The following is a 2,277-nucleotide window of genomic DNA, read 5'->3' on the forward strand; positions in this document are numbered from 1 at the left end:
TGTAGTGGTCAAGCATTTCCAGACAGTAAATTAGGTTGCCGCTCACGCACCGCGGGCGGCAACCCGTCATTCCATTGATGTGGTCTGGATTCGTTGTAGTAGCCCATCACATAGGCTGCGATATCCTTCCTGGCCAGCTCTTCCGTCAGATAGCCACCTGCCGGGATCCACTCGCTCTTCAGGCTACGAAACACCCGCTCCATCGGGGCGTTATCCCAGCAATTCCCGCGGCGACTCATGCTCTGCGGTATCCGATACCGCCACAGCATCTGCCGGAAGCGCAAAGCCCCATACTGACTCCCTTGGTCAGAGTGAAACATCACCCCGCGAGGTTGGCCGCGTCGCCGCCAGGCATGGGTCAGCGCATTAATGACCAGATCGCTGTCCGGCCTTTCCGATAGCGCCCAGCCCACGATCCGGCGGGCAAACAGATCCAGCACCAGCGCCAGATACATCCAGCGGCCGGCTACCCGGATGTAGGTAATATCACCGCACCACACCTGATTGGGCGACGCCGGTGCAAAATCCCGAGCCAGCAGGTTCGGGACATCTGGCCGTTCGTTGCCGGATGGGTGGCGTGGTTTGCCGGGTTGCTTGCTTTGCAAGCCGGCTTCGCGCATCAGGCTGCGTACCTGGTAGCGGCCAATCTTCACGCCTTCATTGGCGAGCTGGCTGACCAAGCTGCGGCTACCTGCTGCGCCCCGGCTTTTATCAAACAGCTCCCGCACCTTGGCACGTCGTGCCAGTCGCTCCGGCTGGATAATTCGCTGACTATGCTTGCGGGCATAGAAACTGGCGCGACAGATCTGGAATACCTGGCAGACCGTGGCTACGGGGTAGTGCTCGCTTAACTGGTCTACCAGCGCGTCGGCTTGAGTTCGTCCGACATCAAGAGAGCCGTAGCCTAATGGAATGGTCTGCCCCTCCCGCCTATCCTCGATAGTGGGAAACCTACTCATCAGGAGATGATTATGAGCACTGCTGCTATTCACATCATCGGCATTGATCTTGGCAAGAACTGGTTCCATCTCGTCGGCATGAGTGAGAAAGGAGACGTGCTTCTTCGCAAGAAACTCAACCGCAACCAGCTCACCGAATTTATTGCAACCTCCATGACTTGCATCGTTGCGATGGAGTCCTGTCCAGGATCGCAATACTGGGGTCGTCGGTTTCAGAATGCTGGCCATACCGTAAGCATCATTCCGGCCCAATTTGTTAAGCCATATCTGAAGTCCAACAAGAATGACTTTAATGATGCGGAAGCCATTGCAGAAGCTGGCAGTCGTGGCCGCATGAGAACAGTGCCGCTTAAATCACTGGATCAACTTGAAATGCAGGCGACTCACCGGGTGCGACAACGACTCATTGTGGAACGAACCGCTGTGGTCAATCAGATGCGGGCTTTGCTGCTAGAGCACGGTCTTGTGGTGCCAGTGGGCCGCGCCCTGTTCGCAAGACGTTTGCCCAGCATTTTGGCTGACGCAGAGAATGGCCTATCCATCAGGATGCGACAACTTATGCAGCGTCTCTACCAGCGCTGCCAGGGGTTGGACAAAGAAATTGACGCCATCACCACGGAGATTCATGAAATTGCCAAAGAGTCAGAGCTGTGTCGACGGGCTACCACGGTTCCAGGTGTAGGTCCCATCATCGCAACAGCCATGGTTGCGGCAATTGGCAACGGCCAAGCTTTCGGGAGTGGCAGAGATTTGTCGGCATGGCTGGGATTGGTGCCAAGACAGTATTCGACAGGTGGAAAATCGAATCTGGGGAGTATCAGCAAGCGAGGTAACAGTTACCTCCGGATGCTGCTGATTCAAGGTGCTCGTGCACTCATGATTCATATGAAAAGGGAGAAGACGGGTATGGGGCAATGGCTTCACCAGCTTGAAAAGCGGAGTCATCCACACGTCGCGCTCGTTGCCATGGCCAACAAAATCGCCCGCATCTGCTGGAAAGTCTTGTCCTGCGATGAAGTGTATCGGCCGTTTCCCGGGTTACCCGTAGCCCCCTGAAGCGTGATGAGCTTTAACAGTTTGTAGCACCACCGTGTTTTGCGAGCCGTAATTGTTGATGACAGAACCGTTAACCGGCGCACCGCAAGCCTGGCTAAAAAAGCAGTCTGTAATGACTGAACGCTTTATGAGGCAAGGAGCGCGCGGATTCCATCAAGGCCGGAAGTACTGCTTCCAATCGTAGGCCGAATACATTGACGCAAAACGTTCTTCTGTCATGTACAAAAACTGTTTGCAGAATCGGGGCAGACCATACATTTTT

2 protein-coding genes are annotated in these 2,277 nt (G+C 55.1%); one reads left to right on the forward strand and one right to left on the reverse strand.

Annotation, left to right across the window (positions count from 1 at the left end; translation table 11 throughout):
• Positions 1-8: 8 nt before the first annotated feature.
• Complete coding sequence (locus ACZ9W6_RS17525; RefSeq protein ID WP_465192474.1) at positions 9-959, reverse strand: IS3 family transposase; 951 nt, start codon at positions 957-959, stop codon at positions 9-11.
• A gap of 12 nt (positions 960-971) precedes the next feature.
• Here ACZ9W6_RS17525 and ACZ9W6_RS17530 point away from each other — a divergent pair, with 12 nt between their 5' ends.
• Positions 972-2,015, forward strand: a complete 1,044-nt coding sequence (locus ACZ9W6_RS17530; RefSeq protein WP_465192475.1) for an IS110 family RNA-guided transposase — start codon at positions 972-974, stop codon at positions 2,013-2,015.
• The last annotated feature ends 262 nt before the right edge of the window (positions 2,016-2,277 follow it).

This window comes from Vogesella lacus (assembly GCF_979366295.1).